Source organism: Streptomyces sp. SID5910, assembly GCF_009862125.1.
GTDB lineage: Bacteria > Actinomycetota > Actinomycetes > Streptomycetales > Streptomycetaceae > Streptomyces.
In genome coordinates this window covers 1-1,741 of record NZ_WWHX01000014.1, presented here as the reverse complement: position 1 = coordinate 1,741, position 1,741 = coordinate 1, and the positions used below count along the sequence as shown (strand labels likewise).

Annotated in this window: 2 protein-coding genes; one reads left to right on the top strand and one right to left on the bottom strand. The window is 74.6% G+C overall.

Features of this window, described 5'->3' with window-relative positions; all coding sequences use genetic code 11:
- Nucleotides 1-919: hypothetical protein (locus tag GTW67_RS00640; protein WP_237518587.1), on the top strand; the 919-nt coding region annotated here is incomplete at its 5' end.
- A gap of 146 nt (nucleotides 920-1,065) precedes the next feature.
- Here GTW67_RS00640 and GTW67_RS00635 read toward each other — a convergent pair.
- Complete coding sequence (locus tag GTW67_RS00635) at nucleotides 1,066-1,677, bottom strand: TetR/AcrR family transcriptional regulator (RefSeq protein ID WP_161162821.1); 612 nt, start codon at nucleotides 1,675-1,677, stop codon at nucleotides 1,066-1,068.
- Nucleotides 1,678-1,741 lie beyond the last annotated feature (64 nt).

Sequence of the window (1,741 nt, the reverse complement as noted above, 5' to 3'; positions counted from 1 at the left end):
CGCCGTGCCCGGGCAGCCGGCCCACGCGCCCGGCCCCCCGGCCCACGCGCCGGGGCAGCCGGCTTCCGTGTCCGGGCCGTACGGCGGTGCGCCCGGGCCGTATCCGGTGCACCCGGGCTATGCGGGGTATCCGGTCCAGCCGCCGCCCGGCCGGCGGCGGGGACTGCGCACCGGCATAGCCGTCGCGGCGGCCGTGGCCGTCCTCGCCGGTATCGGCGCCGGTGTGTACCTGCTGACCGACGACGGCTCGTCCGGCAGCAGCGCGGGGTCCCGGCAGCAGGAGGGGCCCGGCTCCGACGGGAACGACCCCTTCGGCGGTCCGGGCGACGGCGGGGACGGCCGGTCGCCCGCGCCGGACTCCCCGGAGGACGGTTCGCAGCCGCCCACGATCGACAGCGGGTCGGTGCCGGACCCGGTCAGCGGGATCAGCCTGCCCATCCCGGACGGCTGGTCGGGGCAGCAGCTGTCGGTCGGTGCCGCGGTGACCTCCGACGACTCCTACAAGTGCCCGGGCGACGCCTCGGCGAGCTGCACCAAGGGCGGCGCCTACTCGGCCCCCGCGATGGTCCTCGGCACCGAGGGCACCACGGCCGAGCAGGTCGCGAAGGCCGACATCGAGGCGAACGCGGAGGAGTCGTACGGCGGCAAGTCCTACGGCGGGATCACCTCGCACCAGGAGCTGGCCTCCAAGGCGGTGACGGTCGCCGGACAGAAGGGCTACCTGGTCCGCTGGAAGGCGGTCACCAGCAAGGGCGCCGACGGCTACGTGGAGTCGCTGGCCTTCCCGTCGCCGGCCGACGCGAAGCGCATCGTCGTCGTCCGCTTCGGTGTCGACACGGACGGCCCGCAGACGGTCATCGACGACATCACCAAGGACATCAAGGTGTCCTCCGGCGGGGGCAGCGGACAGGACGTCTGACCGGCCCCGGAACATCGGTCGGCCGGGTGGGGCGCCCTTCCGCTCAAAGGGCGTCCCACCCGGCCGGGGGTGCGCGCCGCCCCCGTCCCCACGGTGCGGCGCGGGCAGGCCACCGTCCAGTCATCCCGTGGACGGCGACCTGAGTCTCAGGGCAGGCCGAGGGCCGGCAGCACGACGGCCTCCACGAACCGCACCAGGTACTCCGCGTCGGCGTACTCGCCCTCGACGACCGGGCGCATCCGCAGCGCGCCGAACATCTGCGCGGGCACGAACTCCAGCGCCGGGTGGCCGGCGGGGACCTCGCCCCGTTCGACCCCTCGCCGCAGGATCTCCCGCAGCGCGGCGATCTCCGGCTCGACCAGCGCCTCGCGCAGCGCGCGCTGGAGCTCCGGGTCCTGCATGACCGCGTGGCCGAGCGCCTGGAGCAGCGTGTCCTTGCCGGACCACTGGCCCGCGGTCCGGGCCGCGTGGCGCAGGTCCTCCGCGAGCGACCCGGTGTCGATGCCGGCGAAGCGCACCCGGCGGCTGGAGCGCAGGGCCGCCGCCACGAACTGCGGCTTCGTCTTCCACTGCCGGTAGAGCGTGGACTTGCTGCACCGGGTGCTGGCGGCGATGCCCTCCATGGTCACGGCGTCGTAGCCGCACTCACGGATCTGTTCGAGCACGGCGTCGAAGAACTCCTGCTCACGCTCGGGCGTGAGCTTGGAGCGGCGCGAGGCTCCGACCGGCTCCGGTCGGTCCGCGGCCTGCGACGTCATGCTCTGCTCCTCACTCGTTGACAGCGGCACTGCACCAGGGGCCGGGGGCCCGTGCTCCAGTGTA